The following is a 17,608-nucleotide window of genomic DNA, read 5'->3' as shown; positions in this document are numbered from 1 at the left end:
GGTTCAAAGCCGTGGACGCGACCTCGTGTCGGCGGGATAATGCCCATGTCCTACCATTCGTCGGCCAGGCGAATTCGCGCCGACCGGGTCGTGAGCAGACCGGGTGTTGGAGGTCGTTCATGACCGCAGCGTTCCTGCGAGATTTCATGCCCTACGGTGCGCCCGATCTGCAGGACGCGGAGCGCCCGCATCTTTCACGCGCGCTCGCGCTCGGCAGCCTGCTGGCGAGTCTGTTGTTCGCGGTCGCCTGGTCCTTGAGCCTGGTGCTTCCACACTCGCCCCCACGCGTCCGTGAAGTGGAGTTCGATCCGATCTTCATCGAGCCCAACGTCGCCATCCCGCCGATTTCGCCGGTTTCGGAGATGCCGAGCGTGAAGCCCAGCGCGGCGAAGGAGCAGGTGGGCGTTCCGCAGCCGGTGGCCGACACGCCTGAGAACGCCGAAAAGACCCTCGCGCCGCCTGCCGATGCGCAAGGTCCGCCGATCACGGGAGAAGCCGGCACGCGAGGCGTGCCGCCCGCCCCTCCGGCGCAGGTCGGGCCGGTCAACCGGCGAGGCGAGGTCCTCTTCGTGGACGAGCTGCCGGCGCCGGCGCGCGAAGTGAAACCCGAGTATCCCGAGCTCGCGAAGCAAGCCGGCGTCCAAGGACTGGTGATCGTCGACGTCCTGGTCGGAGCCGACGGAAGGGTTCTCGAGGCTCACATCGATCCCAAGATCAACGAGTTGATGCTCAACGAATCCGCGTTGGAAGCCGCGCGGAAGTGGGTGTTCACGCCGGCGATGCAGAATGGCCACCCCGTGATGGTGTGGATGAAGCTGCCCTTCCGCTACACGCTCCACTGAGCCCCGCGTGACGTGGTCGCGAGATCGTTGTAGGGTCTCGCGCCGCATGTCGACGTCCTGCCATTTCGCACGCTGGCGCGGCATCGTCGCGGCCGCGCTGCTGCTGGTGCTTGCCGCGCCCGCAGCCACGACCGCCACGAGTACCGACGCCGATCTGGCGGCGGCGCGCGCGGTGTTCGAGGCCAACCTCGACGCCATTCGTCATCGCGATCGCGAGGCCTATCTCGCCTGCTATCTGAATTCGCCCAGACTGGCCCGCACCGGCGCCGCAGGCTTCCAGCTCGGCTTCGATTCGCTTGCGGCCTCGGCCGGCAGCGGCTGGCCGGATCACTTCGAAGCCCACGACCTGCGCGTGACGCCGATCCGTGACGGCGTCGTCTACGGCACCTACCGCTATCGCGTGCGCTACGGCGACGACGAGCAGGCGGGACTCTCGGAGCGGATCTTCGTCGAGACTCCCGCGGGATGGCGGATCGCGATGACCAGCGCCTTTCCCGCGCTCCCGGGAACGCCGCCGGCGCCGATCGCTTTGATTGGCGCCACGCTGGTCGACGGAACCGGCAGGAGCCCGATCCGTGACGCCGTCGTGATCCTGCGGAATGGAAAGATCGATTGTGCCGGTCCGCGCTCGCGCTGCGCGGTTCCCAACGGAATCGAGACGATGGACGTGAAAGGACGATGGATCGCCCCTGGCCTCGTCGACGCTCACGTGCATCATTCCCAGACCGGATGGATCGACGGTCGCCCTGACGCCGCGGATCTCCGCGACCGCTACCCCTATGAAGAGGCCATGGCTCGCTTGCGGCGCGACCCCGATCGCTTCCATCGCGCGGATCTCGCCTGCGGCGTGACCGCGGTGTTCGACGTCGGCGGTCTGCCGTGGACCGTCGGCATGCAGGCCGCGAGCGATGCCGACACGCGGAGCCCTCACGTCCGCGCCGCGGGCCCGCTCCTCACCACGCTGGATCACTGGCTCAACCTTCCCGCCGAGCGCCACTTCATCTACCTGACCAGCGACAGCGTGGCGCGAGCCGGCGTTCGCTACCTCAAGACGCTCGGGTCCTCCGCGGTCAAGGTGTGGTTCATCGTTCGCCCGGGTGACGATCTCGTCGCACAGGAGCGCATGGTGAGTGTCGCGGGAGCGGAAGCGCGACGCCTGGGGCTGCCGCTGATCGTCCATGCCACCGGGCTCGCCGAAGCCAAGGCAGCGTTGCGCGCCGGCGCGAATCTCCTGGTCCACAGCGTGTGGGACAAGCCCGTGGATGCGGAGTTCCTGCGGCTCATGAAGGCGAAGCCGGTGGTGTACTGCCCGACGCTCACCGTGCTCGACGGCTATCGCAAGCTCTACGAAGCGGCGAAGGCCGGCCGGCCGCCGGTGCTGGACGATCCGACGCACGCCGTCGATTCGCTCACGCGTGCGCGCGTCTCGGGCGACCTCGACCTGGTGGCGAAACGGATGCGGCCGCCGGCGACGGCCGATCCCCGGGTGAGAGAGCAGCGCGCCCGCACCATGGCGAACAACCTGATGTCGGTGCGCAAGGCGGGGATCCCGATCGCGATGGGAACCGATGCCGGCAACCCGCTGACGCTCCACGGGCCGGCGGTATTCACCGAGATGGAAGCCATGGCGGCCGCGGGGCTCACGCCGTCCGAAGTGCTGGTGGCCTCGACTCGAAATGGCGCCCGCGCCATGGGGGAAAGCGATCGGTTCGGCACGATCGAGCCGGGCAAGGATGCGGACCTGGTGGTCCTCGCCGCGGATCCGACGCGCGATGTGCGGGCATGGCGAGCGGTGCGTTTCGTGGCCCGGGGCGGTGTGGTGCGCTCGATCGCGGAGTTGCGCGCGCGGTGATGTTCTCGCGGGAAATCAGCGGGAGATCGCCCGGGCAAGGAACTCGGCACGATAGCGATACACCTCGGTGGTCAAGTCGTCGCGCTGCTCGGCGGTCGCGGTGAGCCGAAGACCGAAGGTTCTGCCCGCGCCGATTGCCAGCCAGCCCAAATGTCCACGGGTGCGGGAGTGGAACCACCAGTCGTCGGAGTTGAACGCGGCGCACACCGCGTCGCGTTCGATCCGCTGATAGATCCAGCCGATCTCGAAGCCGCCCAGCATGTCGATGCCGCCCAGCGCCAGCCGCGTGCGGATCGCGTCGTGGTGCTCGTCCGCTGCCAGATTGCGCGCCACGTCGACTCGCATCGAGATCGGCAACGAGGCCCACCGCGACGTGACGGCCGCCTGGAAGTCGAGCACCCGGAAGTCGACGGCGTAGCGCCGCCCTTCGGGGCCCAGGACCGTCGTGTTCTGGCGTGCGAAGCCCTGACTCGGGAGCTCATCGAGGTTGCCGAACTCGAGGTACGATCCGACCACCTCCGTCCTCGTCGCCTCGCCGAAGTCGCGTGAGATCGAGGCCTGACCCGCCGCCATCCAGGCGTCACCCGACCAGTCCGCGCGCTGGAGCCAGCCACCCGCAAGCCGGGCGCCGATGACCCCGATCCGGTCCAGCGAGATCCCGGCCGTGGCGCCCACGGGCCGGAGATCGGCATCCCATACCATCTCGGTGAGCGCGAGCGGAGAGCGCAACTTGCCCAGGCTGATCGCGTCGCCCCCCGAGCTGCGCAGCCGCCCGGCGAGCTCGTCGGCCTCGAGGGTGTCGGGAGCTTCGTTGTCGAACGCCGCGCGCGCTTCGGCGTTGCGGTCGCTGCCCAGGCTGGCGCGCAGACCGGCGATCGCCTCGGCGGGGGATGCCATGGGACGAAAGCGAAGGCCGGCGCGCAGCGTGGCGCGGGTCCGCTGCAGATCCTCGCTGAAGCCGGGGCGGTTCTCGACGCGCTCGATCCACGAGCGAAGGTCGGCGTAGGGCTCGAGGGCGCGCGCGGCGAAGTGTTCATCGGGAGGAGGCGGCGCGAACGTCGCGGCCGAATCGATGCCGGCTTCCTGCCAGAGGATGGCTGCGGTGCAGAGACGTCCCGCCAGGAGGAAGGGGGCGGCGATCATGCTTCGACCTTGGCCAACGCCTCGAGCAGGTCGGCCGCGCTGGCGAAGCGACGCGATGGGTCGCGGTCGAGGCAGCGCATCACCGCGCTCGCCACATCGGGAGGCGTGCCCGGCGCCACCTGCGCGAGCGGAACGGGATCCTCGTTCTGCACGCGGTACCAGAGCTCGTGAGCATCCAGCGCCGAGAAGGGCGGCCCCCCCGAGAACATCTCGTAGAGCACCGCGCCGCACGCGTAGAGATCCGATCTCACGTCGCCAGGATCGCCACCGAGCTGCTCCGGTGCAAGGTAGCCGGGGGTTCCGACCACCGTGTTCCGGTCCCCGGGCGCGGAGCGGATCCGCGTGGCTCTGGCGATCCCGAAGTCCATGATGCGCAGCACCCCCGAGGCATCCAGGATGAGGTTCTCCGGCTTCAGGTCGCGGTGCACCACCCCCATGCGGTGCGCGGCGTCGACGCCCGAGAGGAGCTGACGCGCGAGACGGAGCGCCACCGAGAGGGGCAGCCTTGCGGTGTGCTCCAGCAGCTCCCGCAGCGTCATGCCACGCACGAACTCCATCGAGATGAAGGCCACGCCGTTGGCTTCTCCGAAGTCGTGGGTGCGAAGCACGTTGCGGTGCGTGATGCGCCTCGCGATGCGCAGCTCTTCCTTCAGCGCATCGAGCTCGGGCTTGGCGGCGACTCCAGGTCTCAGCACCTTGAGCGCCACCGTGTCCTGGAGCTGGCGGTCGCGCGCCTTGTAGACCACGCCATAGCCGCCGGCTCCCAGCCGCGTCACGATCTCGTAGCGATCGGCGAGCGTGCTGCCCGGTTTCAGGAGCTCGCCATCGGCCGGTGCGGGCTCCGATTCAGGAAGCGAGCGCGAAAGCGCTCCAAGGTACGCCTCCATCTCACGCTCGTCGCGCAGCTCGCCGAGCAGGCCACGGAACGCCCGGGCCAGTCGCGCGACCTCGTCGTCGCCGGAAACGACGAGCGGCGCATCGTAGCGGCCTTCGCGCGCCGCCTCCGCGGCATCGGCCAGCCGCTCGAGCGGCCGGGTCACGTGCCGGGACAGGAGCCACGAGATTGCGAACGCGCCGGCCAGCGACACCAATCCGACTCCGATGAGGACGCGCTCGATGCGCCGAAACGGCGCCAGCACGCGGTCGAGCGATGCCATGGTCACCGCCACCAGATCGTCGCGACCCGCGGCCTCGCCGGTCGGAGCGGTGACCTGCACCGCCCACGTGCGGCCACCGACCGAGAGGCGCGACCGGCGAGCTTCTCCGGGGTTGGGCGACTGCGCGAGCCGGGTGATGGCGCGGAGCACTTCGGGGTCGTCGGCAAGGGTGGAGGCCACGACCCCCGGCTCCGGCGTGCGGGCGATGTAGGCGACGTCGGCGCCGCTGCCGCGGCCGACCTCGCGCGCCAGATCGTCGTTGACCGCCATGCCCGCCACCAGGAACCCGAGCAGCGACTCCTGGCCCGCGACGATGGGGACGACGGCCACCGTCCAGTAGCGCGCCCCATCCCGCATGAGCCCGGTGGTCTCGCCGTGCTCGAGGGCCGTGGCCACCGAAGGCTCGGACGAGAGGTCTTCCCCAGCGGCGCCGGAACGATCGGTCCGGGCGCGCACGACGCCACGCGCATCCAGCACGATCATGAGATCGCATTCCACTTCTCTCTGGCGTTCGAGCAGCAGGTCGCGCGCCGAGGTCGGGTCGGTCTCGGTCACATACGCGGCGAAGCTCGGATCGGCGGCGATGAACCGAGTCATGAGACGCAGCTGGGTCAGCCGTTGGTGATGGACTCGGGCCTGCGCTTCGGAGGACGCGCGCAGCGTCTCCTGGACCCACTGATTGGCCACCTGGCTCGCGCGCCACGCGGTGAGGCCCACGGCCGCGGTCATGGCCGCGAGCACGAGACCGCCGGAGAGCAGGAAGAGCCGGCCGCCGAGCGATCGCCTGAACGGTCTAGCGGTAGGTGTCATCGGCATCGTCCCGATAGGGTCTGCCGGTCTTGTCGAGATGCGCGGGAACCGCGGGCAGCGTGGCCGAGAGCCTGACTTCGAGCGAGTCGCCGAACGGCAGCGTCAGGGCCCGCTGCCACGGCTCTGCACGTGGATGCCAGACGTGCAGCGTCCCCGAACCCGCAGGCACGTCTTCGACGCGGAACTCACCCCGAGATCCCGGGCGCGCGACGTGCGGCGTGTCGAGCACCAGAACGGTCGCGGCCATCTCCCGATGCACGTTGCAGAAGATGCGCACGACTCCCGGCGAAGTGAGCTTCTGGGCGCGGCTTTCCCCTTTGCCGTAGCGGCCGAGGTCGAAGCGGTTGCCGGGGGAGAGCGAGAACACGTTGTGCTGGATCGCGTCTTCGTTGGGAAAGCTCACGCTGCTGCCGACGGGTACGGCCAGTGTGCGCGGCGAGAAGCGCCGATTGCGGGTCGTGATCTCCGAGCGCACCGGAGCCGGCGAGGCAGGGCGCTGATCGGGCACGAAGTAGACGATCGCGGCCGCGACCTCGGCGCTCGCCTTGCCGCGCTCCTGGAGCACCACTCGGCCGTTCAGCGTTTCGAGAGCGGCCGCGAGCGCCGGCTGAGAGAGCGCCAGCGCGAGCCACGAGAGTCTCGAGATCCACCGCCGAGCGCGAGTCACGCGGGGCATCTTATCCAGGCCGTCCTCGACCGCAAACGGCGAGACGCGAAAGCGCCCCGGCGGTTCTCGCCGGGGCGCTTCGCTTCCCTGATGCGCGCCGCCTACGGCAGCATCACGAGTCGCGTGCTGCCCTGCTCGCGGCCCGCCACGGCGCGGACGAAGTAGACGCCGGCGGAAACCCGGCGGCCTCCCGCGTCACGCCCATCCCAGCGCAGGCGATGGATGCCGGCCTCGAGGTTGCCATCGACCAGATGGCGCACCACCGCGCCGCGAACGTCGTGGACCCGCACCTCCACGCCCGACGCGGTCGGCAGCGCCAGCTCGATGTCGGCTCGTCCCGGCGCGGGGTTCGGTCCGGAGAACTTGAGCGCAAAGACCTTCGGGAGCGGCGTGTCGATCCCCGTGACGCCCGGCAGGATCTCCACGTCTTCCTGCAGCCACACGCCCATCGGACCGGCCGCGTCCACGGCGACCAGCTCGAGCATGCCGTGATCCGTGGACCAGGCGGGCACCGTCCACTGGAAGTTCCGCTGCGTCCGCCCCGTGAAGACGGGCAGCCAGGTAATCCCTCCATCCGCCGAGAACGACATGTCGTAGCTCGCCGGCGTGTGGCCCACCGGGTCGGTCCACTGCAGATTGACCTGCGAGCCGATCGACAGGCGCGTCCTGCCGCCTGGCATGAACACGGTCGAGAAGTGAGGCTTCAGCAGCCGCACCTCGTCGGTGGCCGAGAACCAGGTCACGTCCTCGACCTCGCCGATCGCTTCGATCGAAACCGCGTCACCCTCGGGAAGGATCCCGAGCAGATCCGCGCGATCGAACTTGTAATAGGCGATCCCTTCCTCGTAATCGACGGGCCCCTGCGGATCCACCGGCACCGAGCGCTGGAGCAGCAGGCTCGACGTGAGGATCTGCTCCGGCGTCGCCGGAGCGGGCGGCGTCACCGCGACGCTCACGAAGTTGCCGTTCGAGTTGCGATTGAGCGTGTTGGGATTGACCGCGACCACGGCCGGCGCCACACCGACGTGCAACGACACCGGAACGCTGGTCGACGGCTCGTCCAGATCGTTGCTGCCGATCCGCACCAAGCCGGTGTAGTCCCCGTCCTCGAGCTCGGTGGCGTTGAACGTCACCATCACCGTGTCGGGCGGAGCGCCCGCTTCGACGGTTCCCGAGAACGGCGCCACCGTCAGCCACGAGGGACGGCTGCTGAACTTGATGGCCAGCTCGGGATGCACGTAGGCGGCGTTGTGCACCACCGTGAGGCCGTCGGTCTTGGTGCCGTTGTGGATGCCGATGGTGGAGCTCAGCACCTGCACGTCGAAGAACTTGTACTGATAGACGATGTCGCCGTTCGGATAGAGGATGATCTGGAAATTGTAGTGCGGCGGGGTGAAGTCGGCGATCCGGCGGACGAAGTACTCGATGATCAGGCGCGTTCCGTCGTTGTGGTACTTGACGTACGCGTTGTCGCCCGAGTCGAAGATCATGTCGTCCCACCACACCGCCAGCATGTTCTCGGGCACGCCGCTCGCGGCGTTCGGCAACGGCTGGTTGGTGAAGGCGGTCGACGTTCCGTTCGTGAAGCTGATCCAGCCGTTATCGCAGACGTGGAACTCGGTGAACGTCTGCCCGTAGAACGGGAACGCGAAGCCGATCGGATAGGGTCCGACGTTGCTGTCCAGCGCGTAGTCCGGGAAGTCGGTGTCCGTGCCGATCGTGGAGATGTCCACCCACTGGTAGGTCGGCCCGCCCGGATCGTCGCTGTCCTTCCAGGTATAGCCGAACGCGTCCGGCCCGCCCGACCCGAGGATCCCCGGTCGCGGATCGACGCCTTCCTCGCTGCCCGCGACGTCCTCGGCCTTGGCCAGCTCGATGTAGTCGTGTCCCTGGCTGGCCGGTCCGCCGGTCTCGAAGGCGGCCGCCGTCCAGTCGAGGTCGCTGCCACCGGTGTTGGCGATCACCAGCTTCTTGGTCTTCTGGATCGCCGTGGGGCCGAGCGTGGTGGCCAGCGCCGCCGCCATCGAAGACGGCGACACCTCGATCTCGGGAGGCACCACGCCGGCGCCTGACAGCGGCACCGCGAACGAAGGCGCATCGGGGTCGTTCGACGCGATCAGCAGGTTGCCCGTGCATGGAGCGCAAGGCGCGTTCGGCGTGAATCGCACCGTGAGCCCCAGCGACCCGTTGAATCCGACCGAGACCGGGAAGCTCGGCGGGGACACCAGGCTGTACGCGGGATTGTCGAAGCTGACGCCGGTCACGTTGAGGACGTCGCTTCCCACGCTCCTCACCGAGACCGGGAGGTCCTTGGTGAGGCCGATGTAGACCGAGCCGAAGTCGAGGCTGGCCGGGACCGCGGCGACGTCGGGCACGCCGATCGCGGTCAGGTGCGTGGGCACGCTCACCAGCGGCTCGTCCGGATCGTTGCTGGTGATCCGAAGCGCGCCGTCGTAAGCGCCGCCGAAGAGCCCGGTGGTGTTGAAGGTCGCGATCACGTTCGCCGAGCCGCCCGCCGGAATCGTGCCCGTGGTCGGGCTGACGGTCAGGTACTCGGGAATGGTCGCGATCTCGACCGCCAGACCGTTGTGCACGTAGGGCGCGTTGAAGGCCACGGTGAGGCCGTCGGTCTTGGTCGCGTTCTGGATGCCGACCGTGGCCTCGTTGAGCCGCGTGCCCTGCATGTCGAGGTACTGGTAGACGATGCGTCCGCTCGGATAGAGGATGATCTGGAACGTGTACGGGCCGCCCGACGTCAGTCGCGGCACGCCGACGTAGGACACGATGAACCGCGTCCCGTCGCTGTAGCGGTAGACGCGCGGCGTGGCCGTGCCGGGATTCAGGTCGTCCCAGAACGCCGCGATCATGTTGGGCGCCGTCGAGGTCGCGTTGGTCGGCAGCGGCTGATTGTTGAACGACGTCTGCGTCGCGGTGAACGAGATCCAGCCGTTGGTGCAGATGTTCACCGAGTTGAAGGTGCCGCCGTAGTAGGGGAAGTTGAACCCGATCGGGTGGTTCTGGCTGTTGGCGTCGTCGCCGGTGGCGAAGGTGACCGGGGTGCCGATGCCGGTGATGTCCACCCAGTCGAAGGCCGGGCCGCCCGGATCGTCGCTGTCACGCCAGCGGTACCCGAACTGGTCGGGACCGCCGCTCCCGAGGATGCCGGGACGCGGGTCGTTCTCCTCCTTCTCCAGATCCAGGCTCTCGTGGATGGTGACCGAGCTCGCGGTGAGCTGGGTGCCGACCACGAAGTTCAGGTCGCTCCCTCCATCGTTGTAAAGCGTCAGCGTGCGCTGGACCGAGCCCGGAATGGTCTGCGACGCGCTCAGGCTCGCGGGGTCGGGCCGCACGTCCGGCGCCACCAGTCCCTGGCCGGTCAGCGGCACCGCCTTCGCGGGCGTGTCCGGATCGTTGCTGGCGATCGTCATGGTCGCGGGGCGCGGCCCGACGGTCGTGGGGTTGAACGAGACGAACAGCAGCGCGTTGCCGAGCGGCGGCACCGAGAAGCTGCTCTGATCCACGCCGTACGCGGGATCGTCGAAGCTGATGCCCGAGACGTTGAGCGCGTCGGTGCCGTTGTTCTGCACCGAGATCTGACGGAGCTGCGGGAAGCCGAGATACGCGATCCCGAAGTCCAGCGAGGCCGGCGCCGTCGCGATGTCCGGCACGCCGGTGACGTGGAGCAGCGCCGGGATGTCTCGCGTCGGGAGCACCGGGTCGTTGCCCGCGATGCGCACCGCGCCGGCGTAGTCGCCGCCGAACAGGCCGCCCGCGTTGAAGCCCACCGTCAGGTCGACGAAGCCGCCGGGCGGGACCGTTCCGCCGGTCGGGTTCACGGTGAGGAACCGCGCCGGCGGACGGAAGCGGACCGCCAGGGCGTTCTTGACGTAGGCGGCGTTGAACACCACCTGCAACCCGTCGTTCCGGGTCGCGTTCTGCATTCCGATGGTGGCGCTGTTCTTGGTGGTCATGTTCATCGCCAGGTACTGATAGACGATGGTGCCGTTGGGATAGAGGATCATCTCGAAGTCGCTCGGCGTGACCGTCTCCAGCCGCCGCTCCGCCGACTTGAACTGGATGATCAGCCGCGTGCCGTCGTACTGGTAGTAGACGCGCGCGTTGGGTGCTTCCGCCGGCCGGAAGTCGAGGTCGTCCCAGAACATCGCCAGCATGTTGGGCGGCACCGACGTGCCGGTGTTCGGCAGCGTGGTGTTGGTGAAGGTGGTCTGGGTGTTGGTGGTGGTGAAGGTCAGCCAGCCGTTGGTGCACAGCTTGAACTGGGTTTGGGTCGCGCCGTAGTAGGGGAACGAGAACCCGATCGGGAACGGCCCGAGGTTCTGGTCGTCCCCGTTGAACGGGATCAGCGTGCCGGTGGCGCTGATGTCGACCCACGAGAAGGTCGGGCCGCCCGGCTCGTCGCTGTCCTGGTAGGTGTAGCCGAACACGTCGGGACCGCCCGACTTCTGGGCCACAGGACCCGACAGCACGTCGGGCGCGTCCTTGGGCAGGTCCACGTTGTCCGCGTCACCCTGGACCACCACCGTGCCGCTCGGGGTCTGGATGATCGGCTCGGCGGTGAACACGAAGTTGCTTCCGCCCGAGTTGGACACGCGCAGATTTCGCGTCGTGGCGGTGTTGGTGAGCAGGGAGACGTCGAACGACTCCGGATTCACCGCGAACACCGGCGCCGGCACCGCGTTCCCCACGACCGGGACCAGCTTGGACGGCGTGTCCGGGTCGTTGCTCTGGAGCGTGAGCGTCGCGTTCAACGCTCCGGGCGACGTGGGGTGATAGGTGATGATCACGTTGCGCGCCGCCCGCGGGGCGAGCGTGAACACTCCCTGGTCCACGGTGACGGTCGGATCGCTGCTCTGGATCGCCGTCACGTCGAGCGGCGCCGTGCCGGGATTGGACACGGTCATGGTCTTGGTCGGAGCGGCGCCCACGAAGAGCGTCCCGAAGTCGAAGCTGGCGGGATTGACCGCCAGGTCCGGCGCGCCGGTGACCGAGAGCTGCGCGGCGTGCGCGGAAGGGCCACCGGGATCGTTGCTGTTGACCTCGATCGCGCCCGTGTAGAGGCCTCCGTCCAGGCCGGTGGCATCGAAGCGGACGGTCACGTCCTGACTCTGCCCGGAATGGACGCGCCCGAAGCTCGGCGTGACCGTGAGCCATTGGCGCAGCGGCGCGATCCGCACCGCCAGGTTGTTGGCGACGTAGCTGGTGTTGAATGCCACCGTGAGGCCGACGTCGCGCGCGGCGTTCTGGATGCCGGCCGTCGCCGAGTTGGTCGGCGTGTTCATGTTCAGGTACTGGAACACGATCTCGCCGGTCGGGTAGAGGATCGCCTGGAACGTGTACGGCCCGGTCGGCGTTCCGCTCGAGACGAAGTGCGGCACGTTGACCCAGCTCACCACCAGCCGGGTGCCGTCGTTGTGGTAGTAGGCGCGAGCGCTGCCCGCGGTGGTGCGGAAGTCGAGGTCGTCCCAGAACGGCGCCACCAGGTTCGCCGCGCCGCCCGAGCTGGGCAGCGGCTGGTTGTCGTCGAACGCACCGGTGGTGGTGGTGAAGGAGAGGAAGCCGTTCGAGTGGAGCCGCAGGGTGTTGAACGTGCTCCCGTAGAACGGGAAGTCCATCCCCATCGGGATGGCGGCGGCGAATCCGTCGTCCACCGTGAGCGGGATCTGGGTGCCGGTCGCGGAGATGTCGATCCAGGAGAAGAGCGGCCCGCCCGGCTCGTTGCTGTCCTTCCAGCGGTAGCCGAACCCGTCCGGCCCGCCGGAGCCCTGCAACACCGGCGGACCGATCCGCCAGTCGTCGTTGCCCTTGCCGATCACGGTCGGCTCTTGCGGGGCCGGCTGGCTGAAGTTCAGCTCCGGAATCGGAATGGTCCAGTCGAGCGTTCCCTGGCCGGTGTTCGAGACCGTGAGGGTCTGGGTCGCCACGCCGCCGGTGAGGAGGTTCGCCGAGAAGGACGCGGGGGAGGCCGACAGGTTCGGCTCACCCAGCGTGGTGCCGGTGGCCACGTTCGAGAGCGCGCCCGCGTTCCCGAACTCGTCCCTGGCGCGCAGCGCGAAGTAGTACGCCGTGTTGAACGAGAGCCCCGCGACCTCGACGGTCTCGCTCGACCCCGAGGGCTGGGGATCCGGTCCCGGCACCAGCGTCCCGGCCTGGAAGCTCGCCAGGTCGGTGATCGGCGAGGTGGAATAGCGGATCTCGTAGCTCGAGGCCCGGCCGGTGTTGCCATCGTCCCCCGTCGCGGTCCACGCGAGCCCCATCGTGTTGGAGCCGGGATTGGCGGTGGACAGGTTGGCGACCGCGCCCGGCGGCGTCTCGTCCGGGTCGGCGATCGCGAGGAACACGTTGAGCCGCCCACCGGTGAGGCACTTGCCGGCGAGCTGCGGCTTCACGTCCACCGAGTTGAGGATCAGCTGCTTGATCTGGGTGTTCGGCGCGTTGGGGAAGCGGCCCATCGCGAGCGCCACGCCTCCCGCCACGTGCGGCGTGGCCATGGACGTGCCGGACAGGAGCCGGTATCCGCCGCCCGGCTGCAGCGACAGGATGTTCACGCCGGGCGCGGCCAGGTCCACGCTGGTGGCGCCGAAGTTCGAGAAGCTGGCGAGGTTGTCGTTGTGGTCGGTGGCCGCCACCGAAATGATGTACGGCGAGTTGTAGGACGCCGGGTAGCTCGGGGTGACGTCCGTGTTCTGGGTCGAATTGCCGGCCGCGGCGACGAACAGCTGGTTGGCCGCGCCCGCGGCGTTGATGGCGTCGAGCAAGGCCTGCGAGAACCCGCCTCCGCCCCACGAGTTGCTGGTCAGCTTGCAGCCGATCACGATCGAGTACTGCACGCCGGAAATGGCCGCCGCGGTCGAGCCGGAGCCGCCGGAGTTCAGGAACTTGATGCCGGCCACCTTGGCGCGCCAGTTCACGCCCACGACGCCGATGCTGTTGTTCCCGGTGCCGGCGATGGTGCCCGCGCAGTGGGAGCCATGACCGTTGTCGTCGAAGGGATCGCCGTCGTTGTTGACGAAGTCGTACCCATGGACGTCGTCGACGTAGCCGTTGTTGTCGTCGTCCACGCTGTTTCCCGGGATCTCGCCCGGGTTGGTCCACACGTTGTCGATCAGGTCGGGGTGGTTGTAGTCGATGCCGGTGTCGATGACGCCCAGCAGCAGGTTGGGATTCCCCGTGAACACGTCCCACGCCGAGGTCGCCTTGATGTCCGCGCCCGCGGTCCCGCCCGTCTGCCCCGTGTTCCGCATCCCGTACAGCTCGGGGAAGCGCGCGTCGTTGGGGGTGACGAACGCCTGCACCTCGTAGTTGGGCTCGGCGTACTCGATCTTGGGATTGCCCTTGAGCTTCCTGATCGCGTCGTCGGTCCTGACGCCCTTGTCGAGCTTGATGTGCTCGACGTCGATGAAGTCGAAACGCTTGAGCGCCTTGCCCTTCATCTGCGCGTGCAGCAGCGCGCGGTCCGAGGGACCGACCCCCTTCTTGTATCGCACCAGCAGCTCACCGGGGATGGGTCGTACGGCCTGCGCCTGAGCGAACGCGGCGGCCGAGAGGAGCATCGAGCAACTGACCGCGAGGAATGCGAGGAATCGTGCCATCTTCGACATAGGGGGTATCTCCGAAGAAGGGGAACGACCTGAGCCTTCGAGGGCGAGGGTTCAGCCGAGACTTACGGGAGTGCGTCAGCTAGGCGAGTGCCTGAGGACCTCCTCGAGCGCGGGCTCGACCGTGGCGTGGAGCGAGGTGGAGAGCCTGACGTGTCGAGTGCGCCCGAGTCCTTGGGCAGCGGCCGAGTCCTTGAAAGGCCGGGATCGCGAGGAAAAGAAACCGGTCGTCGACCGACGCGCGCGGGGGCCATGCGCGGTCGAGCCCTGCGGAGCAGAGCCAGGCACGGCGATGACGAGTGGCGGTGCGTCGAGTGACCATGGGCAGTGGCCCTCGCGACGGGGAGATACCTGACCTTCGTCGATGGCCCGGGCCTGGACGGACCACGAGCCCGAAACTATGGATTGGTCCCGAAGCGGTCAAGGGATTGTTTCGATCGGTTGACACTCCGGGGGACCTCGCCTCACCCTGCCGCCCGATGCGCCTTCCCGATCCGCTCGCGAGTCGCCGGGGACGGCTGGCCGCCTTCTTCCTCCTCTACGTGACCGAGGGCATTCCCCTCGGATTCGTCGCCACGGCGATCGCCACCCAGATGCGGCGTCAGGGTCTGGGGCCTGCGGAGATCGGCGCTTTCGTCGGCTCCTTCTACCTGCCCTGGTCCTTCAAGTGGGTGGTCGGCCCCTTCGTCGACGTGTTCTCCTCGGACCGATTCGGCCGCAGGCGCCTCTGGATCGTGCTGGCGCAGACCATGATGGTGGTCACGTTGATGGTCGCGTGGCCGGTCAACTTCTCGACCGAGACCCGGCTGTTCACGATCCTCCTGCTCTTCCACAACATCTTTGCCGCCACCCAGGACGTGGCGATCGACGCGCTCGCGGTCAACGTGCTGCGCGATGACGAGCGCGGACTCGCGAACGGACTGATGTTCTCCGGCGCTTACATCGGTCAGGCGGTGGGTGGCTCCGGAGTGCTCTTCCTGGCGCCGTTGCTCGGCTTCTCCAACACGTATTTCTTCGTCGCCGCCATGATCCTGCTGGTGACCGTGACCATCGCCCTGCCGATGCGCGAGCCCCGAGGGCCAGCGCGTCCATTGCGCGAGGGCTCGGCGGTGGGAGCGGCGGTCCGCGAGCTCGGTCGCTTCGTCAGCGATGCCTGGCGGGCATTCTCCGGCACCCGCGCCGCGTGGGTCGGAGTCTTCCAGGCGCTGCTGCCCCCTGGGGCCTTCGCGCTCGGCCTCGCTCTGCAGTCGAATCTGGCCGTCGAGCTGGGACTGAGCGATCCACAGGTGGCGCTGCTCAATCTCTGGTCGACGATCGTCTCCGCGCTGGCCTGCGTGGCGGGGGGCTGGCTCTCCGATCGCTTCGGAAGGCGGCGCGCGCTGGCGCTGTACGTGTTCGGCACCACGCTGCCGACCTTCTACCTCGCATGGGTCATGCACCAGCACGGATGGATCATGCCCGTCTCGACCACCATGCCGAACCGTCCGGTGCCGGCGCCGGCGCTGGTCTCCGTGTTCTGGGCCGCCGTGCTGGTCTACAACGTCTTCCAGGGCCTCTACTACGGCACCCGCGCGGCGCTCTTCATGGACATCACCACCAAGGCCGTGGCCGCCACGCAGTTCACCGCCTACATGGCGATGCAGAATCTCGTCATCTGGTACACCGCCAACTGGCAGGGATGGCTGGTCGAGCGCTGGGGCTATCCGCGGACCCTGGTGGTGGACTGCCTGTTCGGCCTGGTGGGCATCGGGCTCCTGCCTTTCATGAACCCGGTGCGCAAGTCCGAGCCGCCGCCGGTCGGCGCCGCGGTCCCCGAGGCCATCGAGCCCTGAGCCACGGGGCGCCTGGTCGGCCGGAATGAGATACGCCGGCGAGATCGCCGCCCTCGGCACCGCCTTCTGCTGGGCCATCGGCGCCAACCTCTTCACCGTCGCCGGAAGGCGCATGGGCGCAGCGGTGCTCAACCGTCACCGGCTGCTGGTCGGTGCGCTGCTGCTCGCCGCAGCGCTGTGGATCACGCGCGGCGCCCCATGGCCCTCGTGGGCTTCGAGCTCGGCGGTGGCCCTGCTCGCCGCCAGCGGCCTCATCGGCTTCGCCATCGGCGACACCTGGTTCTTCAGAGCGCTGGTGATCCTCGGCGCGGGCCGCGCCGTGCTCATGTCTTCGCTGGCGCCGATCCTGACCGCGGCGATCGGGTGGCCGGTGCTCGGCGAGCGCCTGGGACCGATGGCGCTGCTCGGCGTGGCGCTGACCGTGGGCGGCGTGGTGTGGGTGCTGATGGAGCAGCAGGCCCACCCGCACGCCAGCCGTCACGGCAAGCTTGCCGCAGGAGTCGTCGCCGGGCTCTTGGCGGCGCTCGGCCAGGCGATCGGCTACGTGCTCTCCAAGCTCGCGCTGAGAACCGGACTCGACCCGCTGTCGGCCAACGTCATCCGCATCGTCGTGGGCGCCGTGGCGATCTGGAGCTGGGCGATCCTGCGCGGGCAGGTCGGAGCGACCCTGGGCGCGGTCCGCGATCGCGGCGCGGCGGCCTCCATGGTGGGTGGCACGGTGTTCGGCCCGGTGCTCGGAGTCGTCCTCTCGCTCGCCGCGCTGGCCTACATCGAGGCGGGCGTGGCCGCCTCGATCATCGCCATCAATCCGGTCCTGACACTGCTGATCTCGTCACGATTCCATGGCGAGGTGTTCACGCTCCGCAGCCTCCTCGGCGCGCTGCTGGCAGTCGCCGGCGTGGTGGTGCTGTTCCTGAGATGAGAGTGACCTTGTCGTGCGGTTGCGCCAACCCGAGCTCGTAATTGCGGGTGGATTCGCGAATTTGCTTGACGAGTCTTGCCGGGCGATCGCGCCTTTCTCCGCAGTGTGTCACTCTAATCGCGCGAGGATGCCTCAGTTGATGCGCTGATGACTCGAAGCGGCGCGGGTGAGAAGACGCGTGCGATGGCTTGCGATCGGTGTGTGCCGCGAGGCTGAGTGCGCAGAGAGAGCCCGTGATACAAAGAGCACGTTAGCCCTCGGCGACCCGCCCCCGTCGAGCCCATCATGTACTCGCACACTCATCTCACCGACCGGGCCGTCCTTCGCGACCTGGCCGCCGCCATCTCTCGTGACCGCGCTACCACGGCCACGCTGCTCTCGCTCATCGCCGAGGTGGACGCGCGCAAGCTCTACCTGCCAGCCGGTTACCCATCGATGTATGCCTATTGCATGGGTGAGCTGCACCTGTCCGAAGATACAGCGTGGAGGCGCATCACGGCCGCGCGTGCCGCTCGCACGTTCCCGGCGATCTTTGCGAGTTTGGCGAAGGGAGAGCTGCACGTGAGTGGGGTTCTGTTGCTCGAGCCCCATCTGACGCCGGAGAACGCGCAGGACCTGCTCACCGCCTCGGTACACAAGAGCAAGTCGGAGATCGAGCACTTGCTGGCCGAGCGTTTCCCGAAGCCGGACGTGCCTACTTTGATCCGCGCTCTACCCGCACCGGTGCGGGTGACTTGTGTGCAAGTCACCGAGCCTCGAGAACAGGC

At 68.4% G+C, this 17,608-nt stretch carries 9 protein-coding genes; 5 read left to right on the top strand and 4 right to left on the bottom strand.

What is annotated here, in order from left to right; genetic code table 11:
* The first annotated feature begins 119 nt into the window (after nt 1-119).
* Nucleotides 120-842, top strand: coding sequence for a TonB family protein (locus tag VFQ05_00785; protein HET9325288.1), 723 nt, complete (start codon nt 120-122; stop codon nt 840-842).
* A gap of 46 nt (nt 843-888) precedes the next feature.
* Nucleotides 889-2,694: an amidohydrolase family protein gene (locus VFQ05_00780; protein HET9325287.1), complete on the top strand. Its 1,806-nt coding sequence runs from the start codon at nt 889-891 to the stop codon at nt 2,692-2,694.
* Nucleotides 2,695-2,709: 15 nt separating this feature from the next.
* On the opposite strand, the gene VFQ05_00775 is transcribed toward VFQ05_00780, so the two are convergent.
* From VFQ05_00775 to VFQ05_00760, 4 genes are all read right to left on the bottom strand, one after another.
* On the bottom strand, nt 2,710-3,837 hold the full coding sequence (locus tag VFQ05_00775; protein HET9325286.1) for a hypothetical protein: 1,128 nt from the start codon (nt 3,835-3,837) through the stop codon (nt 2,710-2,712).
* On the bottom strand, nt 3,834-5,804 hold the full coding sequence (locus tag VFQ05_00770) for a protein kinase (protein ID HET9325285.1): 1,971 nt from the start codon (nt 5,802-5,804) through the stop codon (nt 3,834-3,836). Before VFQ05_00770 ends, VFQ05_00775 begins: the two co-directional genes overlap by 4 nt.
* A complete protein-coding gene (locus tag VFQ05_00765) occupies nt 5,788-6,471 on the bottom strand; it encodes a methylamine utilization protein (protein ID HET9325284.1) in 684 nt (227 codons plus the stop codon). The genes VFQ05_00770 and VFQ05_00765 overlap by 17 nt, the downstream gene beginning before the upstream one ends.
* Before the next feature lie 101 nt (nt 6,472-6,572).
* The gene (locus VFQ05_00760) at nt 6,573-14,090 is read right to left on the bottom strand and encodes a S8 family serine peptidase (GenBank protein ID HET9325283.1); all 7,518 of its coding nucleotides are present in this window, start codon (nt 14,088-14,090) and stop codon (nt 6,573-6,575) included.
* Nucleotides 14,091-14,515: 425 nt separating this feature from the next.
* Between VFQ05_00760 and VFQ05_00755 the strand changes: the two genes are divergently transcribed.
* The 3 genes from VFQ05_00755 to VFQ05_00745 form a co-directional block, all read left to right on the top strand.
* A complete protein-coding gene (locus tag VFQ05_00755) occupies nt 14,516-15,919 on the top strand; it encodes an MFS transporter (protein HET9325282.1) in 1,404 nt (467 codons plus the stop codon).
* 25 nt (nt 15,920-15,944) lie between these two features.
* Entirely contained in the window at nt 15,945-16,841 is an 897-nt protein-coding gene (locus VFQ05_00750) for a DMT family transporter (protein ID HET9325281.1), read from the top strand.
* Nucleotides 16,842-17,126: 285 nt separating this feature from the next.
* On the top strand, nt 17,127-17,608 hold a 482-nt coding region (locus VFQ05_00745), incomplete at its 3' end, for a hypothetical protein (protein HET9325280.1).

Source organism: Candidatus Eisenbacteria bacterium, from assembly GCA_035712145.1.
Classification (GTDB): domain Bacteria; phylum Eisenbacteria; class RBG-16-71-46; order RBG-16-71-46; family RBG-16-71-46; genus DASTBI01.
The sequence above is the reverse complement of the archived record's forward strand: the minus strand, read 5'-3'. Positions and strand labels throughout refer to the sequence as shown.

Coding starts and splice junctions, on each gene's coding strand:
- VFQ05_00785 (HET9325288.1), top strand. CDS start 120: ATGACCGCAGCGTTCCTGCGAGATTTCATGCCCTACGGTGCGCCCGAT.
- VFQ05_00770 (HET9325285.1), bottom strand. CDS start 5,804: ATGACACCTACCGCTAGACCGTTCAGGCGATCGCTCGGCGGCCGGCTC.
- VFQ05_00780 (HET9325287.1), top strand. CDS start 889: ATGTCGACGTCCTGCCATTTCGCACGCTGGCGCGGCATCGTCGCGGCC.
- VFQ05_00750 (HET9325281.1), top strand. CDS start 15,945: ATGAGATACGCCGGCGAGATCGCCGCCCTCGGCACCGCCTTCTGCTGG.
- VFQ05_00775 (HET9325286.1), bottom strand. CDS start 3,837: ATGATCGCCGCCCCCTTCCTCCTGGCGGGACGTCTCTGCACCGCAGCC.
- VFQ05_00760 (HET9325283.1), bottom strand. CDS start 14,090: ATGTCGAAGATGGCACGATTCCTCGCATTCCTCGCGGTCAGTTGCTCG.